The following is a 23,215-nucleotide window of genomic DNA, read 5'->3' on the forward strand; positions in this document are numbered from 1 at the left end:
TGCCTACTTTTTCAGCTCATTCCGCATGACCACCCGTTCATAAACTTGCTCCCATATTGCTACGTTTGTCATAATGTTGTAGTCACGCTGAACCAACTCGATTGCCCGTTGGCGGTAACCCAGATAGGTTTCTTTCGGCATTGTCAAGAAGGTTTCGATAGCTTGCCTGAGGTTAGCCGGGTCATTACTGGTCCAGAGTCCAACCTGCTCGGTTTCGAGCAATTGCCAGGGCGCTCCGGTCGACGCAATGACCGGTGTGCCCTGCGCCAGCGATTCAATAACGACGTTCCCAAAATTTTCCGAATGAGACGGCAGAATCGTTACGTAGGCATTGGCGTAAAGCTGCTCTTTAGCCACACCATCAACTGAGCCGATAAATAACACCTTGGCTGTCAGATTCAGCTTTTTTACTTGCTGACGCAGTTGTTGAGCGTATACTCTGCCGAAATCGGGCCCAGCAATGCGCAGTGAATAGTTGCTTTTCCGAAAAACGGTCGATGTGCTTAGTGCGTCAAGCAGTCGATCAATGGCTTTGATGGGATGTAGGCGACCGATAAATAGCAAATAAGGATGACTTGTTGACGATGGAGTCATAAGCGTTGGCAACTCCATCATGTTCCGCACGCTAACAATCGGCACGTCCTGCCCGAATTGCCCTCGAATGTGGCTTGCTTCGGCGTCACAAGTTGCATGAAAACAAATCACAGAACTGAGTCGCTTAATGATTTTCAGCAACCATCGTTTCATGCCTGAACCATAGCCTAGTGCTTCCGGGCTCAATTCGCCATGCGGTGACCATACAACCGGTTTTCCCATTAACCGACTCAGGAGCGCCCACATCAGCGACGCCGGATAAAACAGGCTATTGATGTGAACAACGTCGGCCTTCCGAATAACCTTCCAACCGTACCAGATTTGTTTGACAGGCAAATAAAAGTGTGGATTTTTTGTGTAGATCACCCGGCCACAATCCAGCGTTAACCACGCATCTAATTCAATCTCCGGCGGCAAATCCTGCGACGTAGCCACGATGGTTATGTCGTGGCCAACCCGCGTTAGGGCCTTTGCCTGCCAGTAAATTGCATTGCTGGGACCGCCCATCTGTGCGGGATAAAAACAGTCCGCCGATAAGACAATCCTCATGAAACAGACTGAGTTGAAAGTTTGCGTTGGTCGAGCTGTTTATAGAGCCCTACGTATTGCTCAGCTATAGCTTTGGTTGTATAGCGCCGGGCATTTTTCAGACCAGCGTTAACCAATCTTTGTCGATACGTAGCATCATGAATCAACTGAAGAACACCCTGTCGAATAGCAGCAACATCCGTCGGATCAACCAAATGAGCGGCTCCGCCCGCCACCTCACGCATAGGCGATACATCAGACGTAATGACCGGTCGGCCGATGGCGTTGGCTTCGAGAATAGGCATGCCAAAGCCTTCATAAGTCGAAACGAACGTCACGATGTCGCAGTCGATGTAGCCTTGTACTACGTCTGTACGGTCCAGATTAACGTAATTCCGATAGTCGATTCGCCGTTGTTTCAGGTTGTCAATGAGTATTTCTGTCAGTGGACCGATGATTATTAATCGACAGCGGATTCCTTCGATGGCAGCCAGCAGACGAGCCAGATTCTTGTGCGGAGCCGTACCAATCTGGAGCAATACGGGCGGTTCGTTTTGAACAGAAGCGGGCTGATAGGCAAGTGCGGAATCGTAACTATTCGAAACAACAATGGCCTTTCTGGCAATCGGGCCAACGTACTGAATGAGTTCCTGCCGGGTCTTTTCTGAAACGACCGTCACCACAGCCGCCTGCCGAATAGGCAGATAATACCAAAGCAGCCAGAATATCGCGTAACGTAGCGGCCGATTGTGGTTATTTTTCAGGGTAATACAATCATGAATTGTCAATATAGTTCGTGCGCGGGGCAACGCTAACACGGCGTAATGAACATCGCCCGTGACGTGAACTACGTTAGCCTTTAACCTGGCGACGAAACGTAAATTTCGCCAGACACTACGTAGTCCCTGGCTGATAAATGGCAAACTGATAGCCATTGGTAATACGTCCGGCTGTCGCTTAATTTCAGGCAGAAGACTATTGAATACTCCTTCAATACTATAGCCGGTACCGGGACTGCGAAACAGGTAGGTTACGATCATTAGCGTAAGATCGTTTTGCTGGTTTCAGTCATTCCATAGCTCGGCTGACGCGGCTCTGTTTTCCAGAAAAACAACCGGGTTACGAGGTAATACACAAACAGCGTTCGGATGTTGGCGAGAAACGTGATCATGTCAACTTCAATCATTGCCAACGCCAGCGATACAGACGTGCAACTCACAATCAGGGAAAACAATGGGTTGTTGCTGTGCCTGGCCAGCGCGTAGATGCCATAAAATAGCGCGAAAATGAAGCCAGCGTACAGGAAACCGCCAAACCAGCCAAAGTCGATAAAGGCCTCTAAATAAAGCGTTTCACTGATGTCGGTAAGGCGTAACGAATACGAACTCTCGTACAGCGCTTCTTTGGCTAAAACGGATTTTTTATTAATCAAAAAATCACTCGGCGTGGCTAGCAGGATACTAGTCATCAATATCCGTCCTGCCAAAGGTTCGTGTGGTGTCGTTCTGAAAAGATTCACGAACTGCCCGAGCGCAAGTGAACTGTAAGCGCTTCGAACAGACAGATTCATCTTTCTAATGCTGTCGTATTTTTCGTCGTCGGTATTCGTTTTTAAGTTAGTAAGCCCGTCGACAAGATTCATTCGCTGAAGGTTTTGAAACCCATAAACCGACCGCATTTTATGATACGTATCGGCAATTGTCAGGATCACGAACAGGCTTATGCATATGGGCACTATATTTTTAACTATACCCCTACCGGTCAATACGTTAGCATGGCCTAACCCAGCGAACAGAAGTATGAAAAAATAGACTATGCTACGGCGACCAAACAGAAAGAACCAATTCAGCTCGCCCAGAAGCAATATGATGAAGAGCATCCCGGCTACCCAGCGACCGGCCTGAAAATAGCCTCGGGCATAGTAAGCAAGCACAAATGGTAAAACCGAAACAAGCGGAGTTATCAGCGCCAGCAACGGATGAGTCGGTTCTCCTTCAGTTGCCAGATCTTTCCCTCCATATACGACTACGTTGATAGTAAAGAGATATAGCTGGCAAATCAGAATAGCCACAACCAGCATCAGCAAGATACGTTTGTAGTCATGTAAACACGTAGCAATATCCTGATAGACAGAGCCGATCATCCCTGAATGGTGTAGTCGATTGCCCAACAACCAAAAGACAATCGCAAACGTATTGGTATAGGCCTGAGCAAGGGCCAGATCGACTGTGGTTGTGTAGGCATAATCGATCGTGATTTCCCAAATATCGTGCGATACCAATGAAATCGACACAAAGCCAAACAGTACGCCAAACGCACTGGCCAGTACAATAATGACGGCACTTATCAGAAAAAAGTTGACCCGCATTGCTGGCATTTTCAATAGGTTACCCAAGCCGTATAATCCACCAACAAGCGACAGAACACTGGTGCAAATCAGCCAGAAATCCGCCCAACACAGGCGTGTCATTAGCGCACTCAACCAAGCCAGACCCGTATAGCGTATAAATTTTCCTGTATTCGTAGTTATCATAGGCTGCGAAGCGTCAATGTATCGGGTGGCAAGGTTTCATAGCCGTTATATCTTGCGGACAGAAACAACCAGATTGCCAGCAGAAACTGCCCGGCGAAACCTGCTAATGTGGCCAGCGCAGCTCCCAGAATACCAAGTCGGGGAATCAGTAAACTAGTAAACGTAACATTCAGCACCGCGCCTGCTATGTTGTGCCACAATACCAATCGCGTCTGCCCGAAGGCATACCATTTCACCTCCAAAAGATGAATACTCGTCAGGAATAAATAGCCGATTGCTACGATCGGGCCAATAGGAAAAGCAGCCCTGTATCGATTCGACAGGAGCAGTTCGCCAATCCACTCGCGACCTAGATAGAAGAGAAAACAGCCTGTTCCAGCCAGTAGTACGTATTGGGCCAGGTAACGTAGCAACAACGGGTTCGCACTTGCGGAAGGCTGCCCAGTGGCTCGTAAACTTAAGATTTTAGGCGAGAGAAACGTCAGAAACGGAGCCACCAGAATCAGCAATTTAGATCCCAGGCTATAGCCCATAACATATTGACCAACACCAGCGTCGGCCAGGTAAAGTCGAATGAGATAGCGGTCTGCGTAGTTGATAACCCATCCCCAAAACGCCAGACTCAGCAATGGGCCCACATACTGTTTGTATGCCTGGCTTAGCTCGACCAAATCAGTGACTGCTTCTGACAGAAATTCGGCTGTTCGACTAGCCTGATCTAAGTGCCAGTAAGCCAGTATTGAAAACAGACTATTCAGCAAGGCCATAGACTGCCAAACGCCAGTAGACGTTTGCTGATTAAATCCAACGACGAATACGAACAACGTCAGCACATTGCTGATGGCATACGCAATTTGGATCAGCACGTATCGCCGATGCTGGCCTGATACGTTTAGATAGTCGTTCCCCAGTTGATAAATAACCTGTCCAAAGGCAGCCAGCCAGACTAGTCCGAAAACTGAGTTCTGATAATACAGCCCAGCCAGCAAGGCCGCTGTCAGCACTACAGTCAGATAGATCAGCAGGAGAATGCGGCTATAGAAACGAATCACTTGTCTACGCGGAAATCGGGCTAATGCGGTTTTGAAGGACTGGTTTGTTGGCGTCACCAGAAAACCGTGCAACAGTGTCATGGCCGCAACGAGTAAACTATAATCGCCCCACTCAGCTGGTGGAATATAGAGCGCTGTGAGTTTCCCATAAATCAACGCCATCAGAGCTGAAATCGCCTGCCCGACAATCAAAGTCGTCAGCGGTCGCGTGGCGGATATTGTGGGTGAAATAGTGCGATCAATCACCCTTTTCATACGGCAGGTGCGTATAATCCAACTGTACGTAGTAATTCTTCAACACGCTGGTCGAACGTGTGATTCCTCTGAAAATGGTCCTGCTGCTTTGCCGCCAGTTCATGCCGTTCCTTCGCGTGCGCCAGATAATATCGAACTTTATCGATGGCTTCATTCATTGTCTGATACGTTACCTGCTCAGCCGCAACGCCTGAGTATTCTTCTATGGTTGGCTTATAATCGCAAAGCTGAAACGCACCAATGCCATTGATCTCAAAATACTTCTGATTGACGGACGTAACTTCGGCATAGTGAAAATTATTGAAGACAATTTTAGCACCGTATAGCAGCCGATTTTTCTCTGCACCAACCAGGTACTGATGTCGAAACGCCGATCGCACAACCGGGCGTAGGTATTGCCCTTCGGTACCGTATACTGCTACGTTTATCCCCGCCCGCACAAGCTGCTCGAGCATACGAGCACGGTAGGCATACACATTGCCAAATACCAGTACGTCGATGTTGGTCAGCCACTCCGCAACGTATTTCTCGACAGGCGGCTTTTGATGGATGCGCGGGTTAAATCCTTCAGGTAAATAATGGCTGTTCAGTCCCGCTTTGTCCCGCAGAAAATTGACGATATAGGGATCTTTGGAGAAATAATGATCGAAGTCAGCGGCAATGATTTGCTGCTTTTCCAGATTCGAAAGTGCATCGGGGTTGATTTGCACGACAGGAGTTCCGGGCAATTTCGCTTTGACGATCTCGACCAGTATCGGATGAAGATGTCGGTACACAACCAACACTAGATCAGGTTGCAATCGTATAATCCGATCCGCAAGCCGTTGACTGACAGATCGGTCATACGATTCACAAAAACGCGAAGCCCAATAATTGATTTTGGATGAAACAGGCGTAACGTCCGTAACATCAAGAATCGAGGCTACATGCCCCAACGCCTGGAAAGAATCGCTCAGGTGATATTCCAGCGAATCGAATGCCTTACTACCGACAATAACTACACGCATAAAGCTTCTTTTCGGCCAACTACAGTCGCCAGTATTCGACACCGTCTTCTTTTGTTACGTTATATAATGCCTTCAAATCCAGCAGAATTGGTGAACCATTCATCAACGATTTAAAGTACGCTACGTCCAGGGTCCTGTACTCGTCATGCGCCACCGCCACAATAACCGCATCGTATTGATCAGAGGGTTTGTCCATAAGTGTTAACCGATATTCATGCGCTACTTCGTTCGGTGATGCATGCGGATCAACGATATGAACATTGATGGCATACTTCATCAATTCGCGGATCAGATCAGCCACTTTCGAGTTTCGGATGTCTGCAATATTTTCCTTGAATGTCAGCCCCATGACCAGCACTTTCGCCTGACGTGGATTCTTTTCGCGCTGCAGAAGCATTTGGACCAATTTTGTGGCAACGTAAGCGGGCATGCCGTCGTTAATCCGCCGACCTGAGTTGATCACCTGCGGATCATAACCTACCTGACGAGCCTTATATAGCAGATAATAGGGATCGATGCCTATGCAGTGACCACCGACTAAGCCTGGCGTAAAGGGCAGAAAATTCCACTTCGTAGCGGCAGCCCGGATAACCTCCTGTGTATCGATGCCCAGCTTATCGAAGATGATCGCCAGCTCATTCATGAGCGAGATATTCAGATCGCGCTGTACGTTTTCGATCACTTTAGCTGCTTCAGCAACTTTAATGGTCGGGGCGATATAGATTCCCGCCCGGATAATTTTTCCGTAAATCTCCGCAATTGTCTGAGCCGCTTCCTCATCGTTGCCGGATACGACTTTAAGGATATCCGGCAGCGTGTGAATTTTATCACCAGGATTAATGCGCTCCGGCGAATAACCCAGTTTAAAATCCCGGCCTGGTTTTAACCCCGACTGCTTCTTCAAAATCGGCAGGCAGTCATCTTCCGTACAGCCGGGATAAACCGTTGATTCATAGATCACATAATCGCCCGGCTTGAGTGCTCGACCAATAGCTTCCGACGCCCGTTGCAATGGTTTTAAATCCGGAACTTTGTACTCATCGACCGGTGTTGGTACAGCCACAACAAAGAAATGGGCTCCTTTCAAATCGTCGGGATTGGCTGTAAACGTAATGTCAGTTCCATGAAACGCTTCGAGTGATACAGCCTGCGACGGATCTTCGGACCGTTGTAACATAGCCACGCGCTCTGGATCGATATCGTACCCAATCACGCGAAACTGCCGGGCAAATTCGAGCGCTACGGGAAGGCCAACATAGCCTAAGCCAACAACGGCAATTTGCTTTTTTTTCTGTTGAAGGTCGTTTAACAAGGTGGTGAATAAGGTTAAGTGGCTGATGATTGAGTTCTGTAGTACGTATCGGTTTTTCTGAACAACATTATCCTCCGCGCACGATCGCCTGTAATTTGCCTAAAACATCAGCCTGTCGTGCCAATACATACATAACGCCTATAGCAAGCCCAATTCCACCAGAAAGCAGAACGATCAAGGTTCGTTTAGGCGATACCCGTTTGAGTGGCACCTGCGCCGGTTCGAGCACTTTAAAAACGGGCGTTCGCTCCTGCACTTTCAATTTTGCCTGTTCAAATTGACGCGATAGTTCAGTATAGACCGTCTGAGCAATGGTGAGTTCTGCCTCCAAACGCTGTTTCTCCATCGTAGCGGCCTGCACCACGTAGTATTTGTGCTGATCGTTGTAGCGAAACACGTTAAACTGAGCGGTCTGGTAGCGGTGTCGGGATTCATTCAGGCGTTGCGAATAAAACTGTAAATCTTGCCGGGCTTTACCCGTGCGGTAACTTGTTACGTACTGCGTCAGGTAATCCATAGCCAGATGTGCGACGGTTGCAGCCATATTGGCATCGGGCATAAGGGCCGTAATCGAAATGATACCGGAACGCGTATCGAGTTTAGCCGTGACACGCTCACTAATTTCATCGGCTAGATCGCGCTGCCGGGCCGATAATCGCACAGGTCCTCCAGCCTTAGCGTTTATGGGATAAATAACTGGTTCGTTTTTAATAAACGAAAACAAACGTTTCAATGACCATTCGCTGGCTTCAGGCAGTAAAAACTCACCAATTGTAGACCGGTTTCCATTGGTTGTGGTAATGGGTTGGTCGATCAGATACAGAATGAATGGCGTACTCTGCAATACGTTAGGATATAAATCCGGTCGAACAGCGTCGAGCCCTTCAGCTTCCGCAAAATCCATACCGGCAAATCCTGCCACCGAGGCCAATCGCTTGAACATATCCCCTGAGCCATTATTCATTTCGGGCATAATCCGTGCTTCTGACCGAAACTCGGGTTTTAGTAGTAATGCAGTTATTATGCCCACCAGGGCACATACGACTGCTATTAGCAAGGCTTGTACGCGCCCTTGCCAGATCGTTCGCATTACTACGTTAGAGTTGACTGTGGTCCAGCGATTTGCAGGCAAAAGCGGTTCTGTCTGGGTTACCATTCTTTTCGATAACAACCTAATTCGTAAATAAACGTAGTGCCGTCAGGATAACTGCTACGCCCGATGCAATCACGGTCAGCCACGCAGCCCGTTCGGTTGATGAAGCTCGGTTGGGTTCTTTAGCCGGTATAACAGGTACGACAATTTCAGCGCCACGCTCTGGTTTTGGGTACGACCGAATGCCCAGAAACGAGTGCGTTGGTTTGATTTTTCCGTTGGCTGACATGACATATACTTTTCGTTTCAAGGCTTTATTCGTAAATCCACCCGCTTCGTCAACGTAATCGCGAAATGATTTTGCTGGATCAAATTCTACCGTAGCAGGGTTCAAAACTTCACCGCGAATCCTGACGATATCCGGCCGACGAGGTAAGGTAAGTACATCGCCATCTTCCAGCAGCAAATTCCCCGCTACGTCCGGATTACTTAGAATTTTCTGGAGATCGAGCGACACCGCTTCTCCCTTGCGCATAAACCTGGCTGCGAGTAGATAAGCCTCGGGCTTCAGGCCACCGGCGCGATTGATCAGATCTGTAATTCGGTCGGTCGATGTGCGAACGGCGTAAGCCCCCGGATAAAAAACCTCACCCGAAATGCTAACGCCCTTTTGCGCTTCATAGCGGGGCGAGGTTCGCACAAATACCTGATCAAACGGACGTAGCGTTAGTTGAGCATCCATCGAATTGAGTCGCAGATGCTGATCGATGGCGAACGTCATGAGTCGGACGTTTTGATTGCTGACCAGGCCACTCGTGTCGTTTTTGATCCGTCGGGCAATCTCCATACGCGACGAAATGGCCGCGTCGGAAAAGCCTTCCGCCAGCACAATCAGGTTAGCTACCGTCATGCTGTCAACGAAATCGAACGTACCACTTTTATTAACGGCACCCTGAATTGAAACGGTGCGTTTCTGACGTAGTTCGCTTACCGTATTAATGGTCAGGTGGTCCTCTCGCTGAAGGGTTATATCAGCCACTTCACCCCGCAATAGTTTACCCAAATCGACCGATATAATCTCAGGATCAAGATTTTCACGCAATCGCCGAAGTGTAGCCCGGTTTAGAAATGCGTCTTCCCGTAAACCTTCGGCTTTCCGGATCATCTGCCGGATGGTCATCCCCTTCAATAGGGCATACTCGCCCGGACGAAATACTGCTCCACTGACGCTGACTTTGTTTTCAATCCGCTCTAAAATCGATCCAACCACGTAACGGTCGCCTGCCTGCGGTACGAACTGTGTGATATCGGCAGCATTAATTGTCATCAATTGCTGCTCAGTTGGCGTATTCCGACGTAAATGAATAGAAGCTGTATACGCTCGGTCGGTAAAATTTCCGGCAAACGTCAACGCACTTTTGAGCGTCTCGTCCGGCCGTATTTCGTATAGACCGGGCTGTTTTACCTCACCAGCCAGTTCAATACGGGTGTTGTAATGATCGACGAAAATAATATCCTGATCGAGCAGGCGAATGTTGTTTTTCTGATCGGCCCGTAGCAAAAAATCGTAGATGTCCAGGGTTCGGATGAGTCGGTTACCGCGATACACCCGAATGTCTCGAAACGAACCCCGCTCCGGTGATGGCCCACCTGCAGCATACAGGGCATTAAATACCGTTGCCAGCGACGAGAGTGTATATGTACCGGGCCGTACCACCTGCCCCAGCAACGTAACCTTGATACTCCGGACACTCCCAAGCGTCAGTTGAGCTTGTATACCACTAGCAGCTGAATTAAGACCCCGATAAAGTGTTCTTAACCGTCCGACAATACGTTGTTCAGCTTGCTCGATGGTCAACCCATTCACGTAAATGGGTCCCAGGTTTTCGACACGAATACTTCCTTCGGGACTAACTTTGGGTCGGTACGTTTGCTGGGCATTTCCGTAAATATCAATAATCAGTTCGTCATCGGGACCAATGACGTAATTACGCGGTGTTGGAATGCGCAGATTCGGTTCAAACGATAGATGGGCATTGGAAAAGAGTGATGCCCCGAAAATGGGGACTGGCGACGTAGTGACGGCCACTGGCGGAGTTGGTGTGGCGGGTTGTTCGCGAACAACATTCGTTTCTACGGGAACAGCTGGCTTACCCGAAGGCGATGATAACTGATTGATTCGCTGTCGCATCCGGTTCACGTCGGCGGCTGTAAAGCCACGCGACTGTGCCATCGCTTCCATCTGTGCTTCGGTCATGCCGCTGACCTGGGCCTGCTGAACAAATTGCTGAACCTGCTCGTCGGTCAGATTCGTGACCTGCTGGGCCAATACCGCTCTACAGGCAAGTAACCCCAACAAACAAATCGATAAGGTCCGGCAAAGTCGGCCAATTTTTACCACTGGAAAGAAATAAAGTTACGGATAATGTCCTTTAAAAATCAGACGGAGATAAGACGGGCAAGCACAAAAAAAGTCTCCAAATTATTCATTATGGAGACTTAAAATCAATACTATTTTACGTATCAAGGCTATAACCGCTGCATTAACCGAACAACCATTTCATTTTTCCACGCTACAAAATCACCGGCAGAAATGTGTGCCCGTGCCTGTCGAACAAGCCATAAATAGAACGTCAGATTATGCAGGCTGGCAATCTGACCACCTAGTAATTCTTCAGATTTGAATAAATGACGGAGGTAAGCTTTTGAATAGAACGTACTGGCGTATCCACCTAACTCGGGATCAATCGGATTAAAATCGCGGCTCCATTTTTCATTCTTCATGTTCATAATCCCCTGCGTCGTGAACAGCAATCCGTGCCGCGCGTTACGTGTCGGCATGACGCAGTCGAACATGTCGACACCCAGCGCAATGGCTTCCAGAATATTAGCGGGGGTTCCGACACCCATCAGGTAACGTGGCTTATCGGCAGGCAAAATCCCATTGACCAGTTCGATCATGGCGTACATTTCCTCGGCGGGTTCGCCTACGGCCAGGCCACCAATGGCGTTTCCCTCACGCTCTTTACTCGCGATCACCTCCGCCGACTGTCGACGCAGATCGGGATACGTACTACCCTGCACAATGGGGAACAACGTTTGCCGATAGCCATACTGGCCCTCGGTTTCGTCAAATCGGGTGATGCATCGGTCGAGCCAGCGGTGGGTCATTTCCATCGATTTTCGGGCGTATTCGTATTCGCAGGGATAGGGCGTACACTCGTCGAACGCCATGATAATATCAGCACCAATAATTCGCTGAATATCCATGACACCTTCGGGCGTAAATCGGTGATTCGAGCCGTCGATGTGCGATTTGAACGTAACGCCTTCCTCTTTAATCTTGCGCGTATTGGATAGCGAATAGACTTGATAGCCACCCGAATCGGTCAAAATGGGCCGCTGCCAGCCATTAAAGCCATGTAGTCCTCCCGCTTGCTGCAATACATCAAGACCGGGACGCAGATAAAGATGATACGTATTTCCCAGAATAATTTCAGCATTGATGTCGGTTTCGAGCTCGCGCTGGTGAACAGCTTTTACAGTACCCGCCGTACCAACCGGCATAAAAATGGGCGTCTGAATGAGCCCGTGATCTGTTGTCAGCGTTCCCGTTCGGGCCTTCGACAGCGGATCGTGGGCAGTAATCGAAAATGTCATTCTACAAAGATACGAGAAAGGTAGAAGAGGGAGGAAAGGGAAGAAAGGAAGGAAGAAATTAATGATTTCCCTTTTCTCCCATTCTTCCCTTTATTCCCCTTCCTCCTATTCCCTATCTTTACCCCACATTTACCGATCCACCTGTGAGTATAGCGTTACTGATACTCTGGCTGTTAATGGTCAGCATTCAGCTTATTTTTATTCTTTTCGTTTATTCCCGAACGGCTTTCCATCGTCAATCTCACCGGAGCAGTAGCGATTCTCAACCGGGCGTAAGCATCGTCGTATGTGCTCGTAATGAGTTGGAAAATCTGACGGAGTTATTACCTCTGCTAAATGACCAGCAGTATCCAGATTTTGAGGTATTGATCATGGATGATCGCTCGACAGACGGTACTCGTTCGTTTTTAGAGAACGACATCGGCAACCTCAACCACGTTCGGTTTATTCGGATTGACAAGGAACATGAACACGTAACGCCCAAGAAATACGCGCTGACGATTGCGCTTAAAAAGGTTCGCTATCCAACCGTACTGCTTACTGATGCCGACTGTCGCCCGGCCTCAACCAACTGGCTGGCAGGCATGAGTAATTGCTTTAATAACCCTGGCAAAGAAATTGTACTGGGCTTTTCACCCTACGAATACCGACCGGGTTTTCTCAACCTGCTGATTCGGTCGGAAACATTGTTTACGGCGGTGCAGTATATCTCGCTGGCTCTAGCAGGTCGACCGTACATGGGTGTTGGCCGTAATCTAGCTTACCGAACCCAGTTGTTTTTTGCGAACCGGGGATTTTATTCGCACATCAACGTAGTAGGTGGCGACGATGATCTGTTCATGAACGAAGTGGCAACGGGGCGCAATACGGCCGTCTGCCTCGATCCCGATACGGTCACATGGTCGAAGCCGAAAGAAACCTGGGCTGAGTGGCGCTTGCAGAAACAGCGGCATCTGAACGTCGGCAAATATTACAAACCCGGTCATAAGTTTCGCTTAGCTGTACTTACTGGTTCATACGTATTAAGCTGGTTGCTGGCCCTGATCGTCGGGTTGGTTGTTTTAGGTTATGAATTACGTCACCGTTCCTTTACCGGGAACGAATGGCTATTTTTGCAGCTTGGAACGGGCGCGTTTGTTTTTCGGCTATTGGCCTTTTGGGGAATCGTCGGACGCATCAGCTACCGACTGGGGCAGACCATTCACTGGGCCATTATGCCGTTTATCGATTTGCTCTTAGCCATTTACTACGGCCTAATGGGCATGAAAACACTCGTTACCAAACGAAAAAAGCGACTTTACTGGAAGTAACGTATCTACAGCCTCAGTCAGTCAATACGTTACTTAACTACATCGTAAATGAATACTGATCTCATTTTCAAATACTTTCCCAATCTGACCGCTGAACAGCAATCGCGGTTTGCGGCTTTAGAGGACCTTTACCGCGACTGGAATGCCAAAATCAACGTGATTTCGCGACAGGACATTGATGCGTTGTATGAAAAGCATATTCTGCATTCACTCGGCATTGCTAAAGTTGTACAGTTCAAACCCGGCACAGAGGTTCTGGATGTAGGTACAGGGGGCGGTTTTCCCGGAATTCCACTAGCGATTCTGTTCCCGCTGGCCGATTTCCATTTGGTCGACAGTATCGGCAAGAAAATAAAAGTAGTGCAGGAAGTAACGGATGCGTTGGGGCTAACGAACGTAAAAGCCGAACAGGCTCGCGTGGAGCAGTTAAACACAACGTATGATTTTGTCGTAAGCCGGGCCGTTACGCGTCTGAAGCCGTTTCTGGGCTGGGTACGCTACAAAATTCATAAGTCAGGTAACAACGACCGCCCCAATGGTGTTTTGTACCTCAAAGGGGGCGACCTTGCCGAGGAACTGGCCGAAGTGCCTGATCGTTACCGCGTTTACGATCTCTCGGATTATTTCGAGGAGCCTTTTTTTGAAACGAAGAAAGTCATTTACATACCTAAAAAATAACCGGGATTTAACGGATTTAAGCATTAAGCTGATTTTGTTCTTCGCTTTTATAAAAGCTAAATCCTTAAATCAGCTAAATCCCGGTTCAGACATCATGGCAGAAAAATTCCGTAGTAGCAGTTTTAAAGATCCGCTCAATCCCGATGAGGTTGAGTTCAACGACAAAGGCGTTACGTTCCGTACCCGTAAACTGATTGGCGGCACCGACAACTTCGTATTCTATTCCGACATTTCGGGCGTGGAGATTGAGAATGGGGTGTTCTTTGCGAATATCCACGTCATTCCCCGTGCGCGACCGGAGATTGTGATCCGCAATTTCTCCAAAGGTGATGCCCGGCGGATCAAAGAACTGATCCTTCAGAACGTACCGAGTCACCGACCCGACCCGTTACGGTAAAATTTTACCTGTTCGTTGCGGTTGATTGTCATTTGGTTAGAACATTCTGTAGCGATAAATGACATTTTTTCGGGGCTAATACTTGCGTAGTATCGTGTTTCGAGCTACTTTTGCCCCACGATTCCCGAATAGCTCAGTCGGTTAGAGCATCTGACTGTTAATCAGAGGGTCGCTGGTTCGAGCCCAGCTTCGGGAGCAAAAAGCCTCAAAACGTCTGTTTTGGGGCTTTTTTGGTTCTTTCTGTATCACTTTTTGTAAAATCTCGAATATCAACCTAAATCGTACTGTAATATTGGCATGTATTATTAACAAGAAAATACTTTATATATGGTAGTTTAGCCAACTCTTTTTAGTGTATAATACCTCCATGAATCCTAAACAAAAAGAAAAAAAATCCACCCTTAACGCTGAATTTGAAATTCAAGCAAAAAATATTGGCCCTCATATTAATTTATATGAAAATTTCAAAACTCATTCAGTAGAAATATGCCTGTTTGCAAACAATGGAACTGGGAAAACTGTTTTAAGTCGAATATTTAGACTAGCAACAAAAGACAATCCCTCTAAATATGACTCAAATAAATTGTTAACTTTAGGGGAAAATAAAGGTAGTTTTTCATTCTCAGTAAAAAATATATCTAATGGAAGAAACGATTTAATATCTACTATTAATGTTGATTTACAAAGAAATGTCCCTCCTGTCATCACAGGACAAAAAACCTATATATATCATATTTTCAATGAAGATTATGTAAGTGAAAACCTTGCAGCATCTAGATATAAGCCAAACGGCGAAATTAAAGGCTATATTATTGGTAAAGAAAAAATTGATATATCTAAAGAAAAATTAAATCTCGAAAGTTTTACTTATGATCTGAGTGATAGTTATCAGCTTATTGAAGCTGAAATAAAAAAAGCAAGATTTGAACTTAAAGGGTTAGGCATAAATGAAAAAACCTCTGAATTTTCCTATCTCAATATTAATAGTTTAATAGAGTCTGATTTATCATTTTCAGAAGAAGAAACTTACGAAGAATTAAAGAATAAACTTTTTACGCTCAATTCGATTCCTGATAATTTGTCAGATTTATATAATTGCAATTTATCAATATCTACAAATACTCTATTCTTAATACAAGACTATTTGGAAACGCCCTTTAATAAAAGTGCAATAGCAGAAAGTTTTAAGGAAAAGATTAGATCCAAAAGTTTATTCATAGAAGATGGATTGAAAATACTAGGGACTAGCAAAGAAACATGTCCTTTTTGCGAGCAAGATTTAAATGCTTCAGCCCTAGATTTAATAGATAAATATGTCGAGTTTACTATTGATACTGAAAATAAACAAATTAAACATGGAGACAATTTAATAAATTATTTAGAAGATTTAGAAAATCAATTTCAAGCGTTATGTAACGATTTCTTAGTATTAAAGAGTAAATATCAAGAATATAAAAGATACCTTCCTTCTATAGATAATGAATTAATAGATATTCTTTATCCTGATGATGTCAGAGAAAGTATTAATGCAATAAAAAAAATGCTTCATTTAAAAGTATCGGATATATCTAAATCTTATGGTATAAATACTTATGGAGAGCATATTGATTGTATTGATAAATGCGTAATAGAATTTATCAGAATAATAAATATTAACAAGTCACTAGTTAATTTGATCAATTCAAGAAAAGACAATAAAAAAAGTGAAAAACTAGAGCTTAACAGAAAAATCATAAAGGCAAAGTACAATAGCTTAAAAAATTATTTATCTGCGGATGCCAAGAAATGCTATAATTTAAGATTATTCATTGAGCTTTTGGGTGAAGATATAAAAGATAAAGAAGAAAGTGAACGAGTTGACAAAAAAAGTAAAGTAGCGGAAACCTTTCAATATTATTTAAAAACATTTTTTCAAGGTAAATACTATTTTGATGAAAACGAATTTTGCTTGACATATAAGAATAATAAACTGAACCAAAATGCTTCTGATGTACTAAGTGAAGGTGAAAAGACTATTGTAGCTTTTTGCTACTACTTAGCCGATATACATAAAATTGTAAACAATTCTGAGGATTACAAATTGATATTTTTAATTATAGATGATCCAATTTCAAGTTTAGATTTTCATTACGTCTATGCGATAGCCCAAGTGATCAAAAACTTCACTGTTGTGTTTCAAGTAAAATTTGCAAGATATATAATACTTACACACAATTTTGAATTTCTGTCAATTCTCTTGCGAAATAATTTATCCTTCGAGAATTTCATACTTTCATCTGGTAAGATAAAAGCAATGAGAAAAGGATTAGTCATGCCATATGAAGAGCATTTAAATGACATTTATAATGTTGCTCAAGGGAACATGGAACCAAGTCATACTACCCCTAACTCTATTCGTCATATATTGGAAACAATAAATAGATTCGTATCTCCAGATGTGGATTTCCTTGATTTTTATGGGGCAAGTAATATTTTAAACGATTGTCGATTTCTTTACACATTGATGCATGATAATTCACACGGGAATATTAGGGTTCAAAAACCTTATACTGATGAAATGATTGTTGGAGGTTGTAAAACTGTCATAAATTTTATTGAAGCGTCGTTTAAAGGACAGTTGAAAAATTTACAGTAAAACAATAGGTAAAAGGTCTATTCTGCTTATTTAGTAGATAGACCTTTTATCCTCTTAAAAATACTCCTTTTCCTCTGCCTTAAATGGGCCTTCTGACGGCCCTGACAGCAAAAAGCGGCATCAACTCTTTTAGCTTCAAAGCCCCTATTACAGTATACACACTTTTTTTGTAGAAGAAGTTGGTGTATTCTGTGTAGTGCCCCCCCCCTGACTATAGACCATCCTACCTTTTTCTACCTCTTCAAAGCAATAGTTACGAAGTCCGTTTTTACCTTCTATTATTTTATCCTTTGTTTTCATTTTTGTGTACGTGTTAAATCTGTAAAAGTAATTACTTAGCCACGCGGTAGACACCCGATAGCATAGCGATAAACCTCCTGTAGCTCTGTGGAGACATTCATTAATTTTAAAAAGCCCCCTTAAAGCCATTAAAAAGCTTATCAGGTATTATTGCGTGGAGTATTACGCGAAGAAATGACCTGTAATGTGCTCGTTGAAATCCTTAGTATTCGGGTAATAATGTGAGCAGTCCCAGACGTTTATACCTCCCTTTACAAGCCGTTCTAATTCTCTCTTACCTGCTTTATCGTTGTCTAGAAAGGCATTTATTGTAACGTACTTAGAAAGGATCAACAAGGCATCATTTACGAACGATAAGGAGTTTAAAATAATCGTCGGATTACTGAGTTTATGAGCCTTGAAGAACTGGCAGAATGATAGGAAATCAAACACCCCCTCAAACAGATTGATTGCTGTTGAACCTTCAGCGGGTAAATGCGTAAACCACTTAGGGGACGTACTACCTTTGAAGTATCGGTTTCTTAGTTCAAAACCGCCTTTGTCATTGCCGAATCCAACCGCGTAGTATTGTTTCTGACCGATTCGATAATGCACTTCCTGTAAGATAATGCACTTCCTGTAAATAGTAGGAGAGATTTTACTATTTGTAACATAGTAAATGAGCGCTCGGCTCCGTACTAGCTGAATGCTTACAATGTCAATGGTTGACGAGTGGCTAGTTTAAGAGCAGTTCTAATAGTATAGTTGATATTGAGGCAAATAAGTAAAGCTACTGGTAACATTAATAGAGATTATATCAAAAGATTGGTATATCGCTAGACATGAGCGACAGCAGCACCTACGGGCAATTTTTGATTTAGCCAAATCCAAAGAAGTATACTCCATAAATAATTCGATAGGCTCAGTGAAGGTGCCAATGCCCCTATATAAGTGTTTGACAGTTGGCACCATGCCAAATAGAGTACCTCACTCCGCAACTTGTTTTAAGACTGGTTGCCCTAAAAGCACTTTTAACTAAAACATCATTTTAAATGGTCTATATCTGTATTTTGTATATATAAAGTAAACATTAAATCTTGTGCGTCTCCTTATTAATTGTTACAGTTTTTTTGCTATCTATCTTTGTTACAACTATTCGGCCAAATAGCCTACCGACTCTCTTCTAAACAATGGCTTAGCTTATCAATCACCCTCCCTTAAAACCTGACTATGCATGAAATACTATTTACATCTGTTCGCCTTCAAAAGCCTTGTTGAGGACTGAACACCAGAAAGATAAATACCACCTCGAACCCTGAGTTGACTAATTAATAAGGTTGATATACGTTCGGTTCTGAGCTAGTTTCTGCTTTCTGCTCCTCTCTGACAAACGACTCTCTTATAGTCTGGTAATACGAATGAATCAGCTACTTCGCGTTGACTGGGAAGGCTTTTTTGTGCCTCATCTGATAGCTGTACGTATATACTTTCATAAGTACTACCCTGTATATGCGTTTTCCAGCAGAGCTTTCAATCCGTCAAAATGATCTCGCCTGGCACCATCCTGGTTGCCGCTTTTTCTGTTAATACAGCCATTACAGGCATTTTTTACACCAATTACCTTCAATTATTTGTATGAGACAATCTTTATTCTTTTCATTTCCTCTGGTTTACTATCGCACAATACAACTATTTGTGTGGCGGATCATCGGCGTCGGTCAGAACCAGCTTCAGAACACTAGCAAGCATAGTGCTGATGCCCGATCTACGAAGTTCGGATTGCGGATAACTTGGCCCAGCGCACAGTTCTTATTGGTAACCTTACTTGTAGGGTTTATGTCAATGGGAGTCGGCCTTAAGTCTGTATCAGCGCAGACCATCAACGTAGCCAGTATCGATCAGTCGCGCTATCCAACGTACAGTCTGAATGGTTCCTATATGGTGAATGCCCTGGCCAAGCTCACCAGCACAGCCAATTTCGGTGCCGGGGGAACGGTAAACCATAGTCTGAATATTACCCACACCTTTGGCACAGTAGGCTCTATTACAGCAGCTTCGCTGGCTAGCTTTGATGTCCTTTTCATTGGAATGGTAGACGACAACCGGGTCAGCGCTCTTCTAACCCCCTCCGAGACTCAGGCCATTTTTACGTGGTCACAACAGCCAGGGAAGGTTGTGATTCTAGCGGAACAGCCATTCAGTCAACCGTTAACGAATCGATACGGATACGGTTTGTCTAATCAGACCTCAAATCCGACAACGCCAACCGTTGCGGATGCTACGTCGAACGTTAAAATTTTTTCAGGGGTTTTTGGTAGTGCGGTCAACATCAGTCAGGCAGGGACGTCTCAGGGATTTTTTTCCACTGATTGCTCCAGTATCGTATTGGCGAGAAACGCCAGTGGCAATCCATCGATCATACTAGATACCCGGCAAAGGGACGTGTTAGTGGCTGATACCGACTATTTTACCTTCCTGTCCGGTGGTATGACAAACGGAGGTGCAATCAGCTCCGACACTGATAAAGCCTGGGCAAATTTATGGGCCTGGGCAGTCAATGAGGTGATCACTCCTGGAACCAGCACCAATACACCGGTTACGGCATTCACAGTTGCCGCTACGCCTAGTCCCGGCTGCAACACGGGCAGTGGCAGCCTTACGTTTACATCTCCGATAGGAACCGCCAGCAATGGTCAGCCTTTCGAATATTCCGTTGATGGTGGTGTTACGTATCAGGCCAGCCCCATCTTCACCAATTTAGCCGACGGAACCTACAGCATTTATGCACGAGCCGCGAGTACCTGTACAACCTCGGCAGGTGCCACTTCGGGCGGAACGGTCAAAGTAAATGTTGCACCGGTAGTAACAATATCGGCGAATCCAGGACTGATTATTGGCCCTGGCCAATCGACCTCTCTGACCGCATCCGGCGCTACGTCCTACACCTGGTCGACGGGAGGAACTACGGCGGCTATCACTACGTCTACAGCCGGTGTTTATTCGGTAACCGGCACACGAGGAATCTGCTCCGCTACAGCCAGTGTTACCGTGGTTGGTGGAAATCTCACGAATGGTCCCGTCTGTGATAATTTTGTGAGTTCAACCCAGGGATTACCCAGTGACTATGTCAATAAAGTATTTGCCGTGACAGGACCGGGCAGTACGACCGTTTATGCCAATACAAGTGAGGGGCCAGCGATATCGGTCGATGGCGGACAAACGTTCACCAGTTCGTCGATCTTTGCTAACGACTACTTTGGACTGACAGGCCCCGGCGGCACTACACTTTATTTCTCGACCTATAATGGATTATTGATTTCTACGGATGGTGGGCAAACATTTACGACCAAGACGACAGCCGATGGCCTGGGTGATAATTTCGCAGGAAATGTGTTTGCAGTAGGCAGCGCGGTTTATGTCGCAACAGGAGCTGGGCTCAGCATCTCGACCAATGGTGGAAACACATTTACAAATAAAACGACCGCAAATGGACTGGGGAGTAATTCGGTTTCCAGCGTATACGCAGTTGGTAATACAGTTTATGCACTCACTGGGGGTGGGCTCAGTATCTCGACCGACGGCGGAAACACATTTACGAACCAGACAACCGTTGCAGGCTTAGGAAATAATCCGACGACTATCTATGCCGTAGGCAATACCGTCTTCGTTGCTACAAGCAGTGGGTTGAGCATCTCCACTAACGGTGGCCAGACATTTAGCACCCGAACGGTCGCCGATGGGTTAAGCAGTGATTATATAGTTGATTTGCAAGTAATCGGCAACACGGTCTATGCGGCTACCGACAATGGCCTAAGCATTTCAACCAACGGGGGTAACACGTTCACGAACGCAACCAATGGGCTGGGGTCGATTAGACTCGCTGATGTTTATGTGACGGGTAACTCCATTTATTTAGCTCGCCAGGGTGGAGGGGTAGCCTATTGCTCGTCGGCACCAGTAGTCAACCTGGTGCTGACTGCCTCCGCTACACCAAGCCCCGTTTGTGTGAATAGCTCGGTGAACCTATCGGTTACTGCATCGGGTGGCACAGCTCCCTATAGCTATACCTGGGCTGCGCCCGCTGGCACTACCCTGTCGGCTACCAGCGCCAGCGCCGTTTCGGCGACAGCGGTCACGGCGGGCGTGCAAACCTTTACCGTGACGGTGGCCGATGCAGGCGGAACGCTCACCAGCAGCACTACTGTTAGCGTGACAGTGGAAGCGCCACCCACCGTCAGCATCGCAGCTAATCCGGGACTAAGTATCGTTCAGGGGCAATCGACTACCCTGACCGCATCCGGCGCTACGTCCTACACCTGGTCGACGGGGGCAACGACAACGACTGTTTCTACCTCCCTGGCTGGGACCTATTCTGTAACAGGCGTGACTGGCGCCTGCTCAGCAACAGCTAGTGTGACTGTCACGGTGGGTGCCCCAGCCCCTGTCCTGGCTAATTTTGCGGCTAATCCTACATCGGTCTGCGCCGGTCAGCCCGTTAGCTTTTCGGCAAACGTTGCCAATGCGGCAGTTCCTTTTGCCTATACCCTCACCAACGGTAGCGCTACTGTTAGCGGAACCTCTGCCAGCAGTACGATATTTAGCCAAACCTTAACCGCTAGTGGGTCGGGCGTTCAGGCCTTCACGCTAACCGTTAATACCCCTGGCGGTTCAACACAGTCGGTGACCAGCGTAACCCTTAATACTCCGATTACTGCCAGCTTGACAGCGAGTGGTCCGATTACCCAGTCTAATCCTATCGTTACCCTGACCGCTACTCCTGGCGCGAACTCATACATTTTTGGGTCTGGTGCTACTCAGATCAACAACAGCAACCTGGCTATTGTAACGACGGCCGGTGTTTACTCCGTTACGTTGACAGCAGCAGGCGGCTGCTCGTCTACAGCTAGCGTTACAGTCGTATCCGCTGTTGCTGCCTCGCCGGATCTGGCTCTACTGACGTATGTTCGACCTTCCCTGGCTTATGGTACTACGCCCGTCACGGTAGTGGTTGACGTAGTAGAGTTGAAGTCAGTGCCAACGAATGGACTGATTACGGTTAAGATTAACCGGGATGCCAAATACAATCTGACCTTACCGGCCACGGCTACCTCCGTCGGATCACGACCTGTGCAGAATAGCCTTTGGCAATTGAATGATTCAGATCCCAACTACTACGTACTGACCACTACCTCGGTCGTCCCGGCTGGTGATAGACTCTCGTTCGGCTTGACGGGATCGATGACGCCCAACGCTACGTCAGGCAGTTTATCAATTAGCTCAGTAGTCGTTAGTGGTAGTGGCGGAGAAACTAACTTTCTTAATAACATTGATGCCGATCGGATCGATTACTTCCAGCAATAAGCCAGATAGTGGCCTATTTCGCTGAAGGTCCACATCGATGGAAATCCATTCCCGACTGATTTTTTTAGTTGGGAATGGATTTCTATTCATGCTTTATACCCCTAAATATTACTGCTGGCGCGGCATTTGCCAAGAAGCGTTGTTAACAGGCCGTATGCAGTCAATCGCCAGTACGTTGATCGGGTGGAGCCCCACCCCACCAGCAACCACCGCTTGTATCTGATCTGTGGGACTAGTCGGCCAGTCGCCCGCCGGAACTGGGTGCGAATCCGGCAGCAACTCTGGCTGGTCGAGCAAACGGCTGCGGAGCCGCTGGGCGCTCCATCAATTCAGGAAGATGTTGATTACTGGTGCTAACCCCTGGTTACAGCGAACCCTCCTTGTCCATATCAGAGCTAAGCTAATCCGTTTGTATCTGGCTGGCCATGTCAGTGATCGCCTGACAATCCTCCACCGCTATCCAACCAGTTACCGCAGGCGCGTGTCCATGCCCAAGGAGTATAAGGACCATGTTTAAAACG

16 protein-coding genes and 1 tRNA gene are annotated in these 23,215 nt (G+C 46.3%); 7 read left to right on the plus strand and 10 right to left on the minus strand.

Translation table 11 applies throughout. The features are described from left to right. Positions 1-3 precede the first annotated feature (3 nt). The 9 genes from IC230_RS00615 to tgt form a co-directional block, all read right to left on the minus strand. Positions 4-1,143: a glycosyltransferase family 4 protein gene (locus tag IC230_RS00615; protein ID WP_191037025.1), complete on the minus strand. Its 1,140-nt coding sequence runs from the start codon at positions 1,141-1,143 to the stop codon at positions 4-6. Continuing rightward, complete coding sequence (locus IC230_RS00620; RefSeq protein WP_191037026.1) at positions 1,140-2,162, minus strand: glycosyltransferase family 4 protein; 1,023 nt, start codon at positions 2,160-2,162, stop codon at positions 1,140-1,142. The genes IC230_RS00615 and IC230_RS00620 overlap by 4 nt, the downstream gene beginning before the upstream one ends. Continuing rightward, entirely contained in the window at positions 2,162-3,655 is a 1,494-nt protein-coding gene (locus IC230_RS00625; RefSeq protein ID WP_191037027.1) for a hypothetical protein, read from the minus strand. Before IC230_RS00625 ends, IC230_RS00620 begins: the two co-directional genes overlap by 1 nt. Next, the gene (locus IC230_RS00630; protein ID WP_191037028.1) at positions 3,652-4,962 is read right to left on the minus strand and encodes a lipopolysaccharide biosynthesis protein; all 1,311 of its coding nucleotides are present in this window, start codon (positions 4,960-4,962) and stop codon (positions 3,652-3,654) included. The genes IC230_RS00625 and IC230_RS00630 overlap by 4 nt, the downstream gene beginning before the upstream one ends. Then, a complete protein-coding gene (locus tag IC230_RS00635; protein WP_191037029.1) occupies positions 4,959-5,969 on the minus strand; it encodes a CgeB family protein in 1,011 nt (336 codons plus the stop codon). Before IC230_RS00635 ends, IC230_RS00630 begins: the two co-directional genes overlap by 4 nt. Before the next feature lie 19 nt (positions 5,970-5,988). Continuing rightward, on the minus strand, positions 5,989-7,281 hold the full coding sequence (locus IC230_RS00640) for a nucleotide sugar dehydrogenase (RefSeq protein ID WP_191037030.1): 1,293 nt from the start codon (positions 7,279-7,281) through the stop codon (positions 5,989-5,991). A gap of 67 nt (positions 7,282-7,348) precedes the next feature. Continuing rightward, positions 7,349-8,371 carry a GNVR domain-containing protein gene (locus tag IC230_RS00645; protein ID WP_223860146.1) on the minus strand — a complete coding sequence of 341 codons (1,023 nt, stop codon included), beginning with the start codon at positions 8,369-8,371 and terminating at the stop codon, positions 7,349-7,351. A gap of 82 nt (positions 8,372-8,453) precedes the next feature. Then, positions 8,454-10,775, minus strand: a complete 2,322-nt coding sequence (locus tag IC230_RS00650; protein WP_317171732.1) for an SLBB domain-containing protein — start codon at positions 10,773-10,775, stop codon at positions 8,454-8,456. A 128-nt stretch (positions 10,776-10,903) separates the two neighbouring features. Next, on the minus strand, positions 10,904-12,034 hold the full coding sequence (gene tgt, locus IC230_RS00655; protein WP_191037032.1) for a tRNA guanosine(34) transglycosylase Tgt: 1,131 nt from the start codon (positions 12,032-12,034) through the stop codon (positions 10,904-10,906). Between the two features lie 143 nt (positions 12,035-12,177). On the opposite strand from tgt, the gene IC230_RS00660 reads away from it, so the two are divergent. From IC230_RS00660 to IC230_RS00680, 5 genes are all read left to right on the plus strand, one after another. Continuing rightward, positions 12,178-13,344, plus strand: a complete 1,167-nt coding sequence (locus IC230_RS00660) for a glycosyltransferase (protein WP_317171733.1) — start codon at positions 12,178-12,180, stop codon at positions 13,342-13,344. Positions 13,345-13,392: 48 nt separating this feature from the next. Continuing rightward, positions 13,393-14,022 carry a 16S rRNA (guanine(527)-N(7))-methyltransferase RsmG gene (gene rsmG, locus IC230_RS00665; RefSeq protein WP_191037033.1) on the plus strand — a complete coding sequence of 210 codons (630 nt, stop codon included), beginning with the start codon at positions 13,393-13,395 and terminating at the stop codon, positions 14,020-14,022. 94 nt (positions 14,023-14,116) lie between these two features. Then, complete coding sequence (locus IC230_RS00670; RefSeq protein ID WP_191037034.1) at positions 14,117-14,419, plus strand: PH domain-containing protein; 303 nt, start codon at positions 14,117-14,119, stop codon at positions 14,417-14,419. 122 nt (positions 14,420-14,541) lie between these two features. Continuing rightward, positions 14,542-14,615: transfer RNA gene (locus IC230_RS00675), tRNA-Asn, on the plus strand. Positions 14,616-14,786: 171 nt separating this feature from the next. Beyond that, complete coding sequence (locus IC230_RS00680; RefSeq protein WP_191037035.1) at positions 14,787-17,054, plus strand: AAA family ATPase; 2,268 nt, start codon at positions 14,787-14,789, stop codon at positions 17,052-17,054. A 462-nt stretch (positions 17,055-17,516) separates the two neighbouring features. Here the strand turns inward: IC230_RS00680 and IC230_RS00685 are convergent, their stop codons facing one another. Further along, positions 17,517-17,948 carry a toprim domain-containing protein gene (locus IC230_RS00685; protein ID WP_191037036.1) on the minus strand — a complete coding sequence of 144 codons (432 nt, stop codon included), beginning with the start codon at positions 17,946-17,948 and terminating at the stop codon, positions 17,517-17,519. A gap of 1,020 nt (positions 17,949-18,968) precedes the next feature. Here IC230_RS00685 and IC230_RS00690 point away from each other — a divergent pair. Further along, positions 18,969-22,694, plus strand: a complete 3,726-nt coding sequence (locus tag IC230_RS00690; protein ID WP_191037037.1) for a beta strand repeat-containing protein — start codon at positions 18,969-18,971, stop codon at positions 22,692-22,694. A gap of 126 nt (positions 22,695-22,820) precedes the next feature. Then, positions 22,821-23,051 carry a LytTR family transcriptional regulator gene (locus IC230_RS00695; protein ID WP_191037038.1) on the plus strand — a complete coding sequence of 77 codons (231 nt, stop codon included), beginning with the start codon at positions 22,821-22,823 and terminating at the stop codon, positions 23,049-23,051. Positions 23,052-23,215: the final 164 nt, after the last annotated feature.

The sequence above is a fragment of the Spirosoma validum genome (assembly GCF_014699035.1).
Lineage (GTDB): Bacteria > Bacteroidota > Bacteroidia > Cytophagales > Spirosomataceae > Spirosoma > Spirosoma validum.